The organism is Enterobacter sp. PTB (genome assembly GCF_051130085.1).
Lineage (GTDB): Bacteria > Pseudomonadota > Gammaproteobacteria > Enterobacterales > Enterobacteriaceae > Enterobacter > Enterobacter ludwigii.
This window is the reverse complement of the sequence record NZ_JBDKEE010000163.1, coordinates 1-285: the sequence shown is the minus strand read 5'-3', so window position 1 is coordinate 285 and position 285 is coordinate 1. Positions and strand designations below refer to the sequence as shown.

1 protein-coding gene is annotated in these 285 nt (G+C 65.3%); it reads right to left on the bottom strand.

The annotated features are described in order from the left end of the window. The coding region (locus tag AAIR21_RS28095) for a DUF2913 family protein (RefSeq protein ID WP_434682872.1) at positions 1–285 on the bottom strand (285 nt) is incomplete at both ends.

The window sequence follows — 285 nt, the reverse complement described above, 5'->3', positions numbered from 1 at the left end:
CCCGGTCGCTGAGCATCCGGCAGATCCAGTGCATGTCCTTCGCCGTCTCAATCGCGTGCGTGAGGCGAAACATGTCGGTCTGCGCCTTCAGCTCCCCGGTGCAGGACTCCCACAGGTAGGTCAGCTTGCTGACCAGCTTCGCGTTGACCCCCAGCTGTCGCCCCTGCTTCAGCAGCCATTCGATATCGGTGGCCACCACCCGGGGAAAACGGCGCTGCTTCTGCGCGGTCGCCAGCCAGCGGGTGAGAAACAGGTTCTCCTGCGCCGGCGACAGGACGCTGCCGT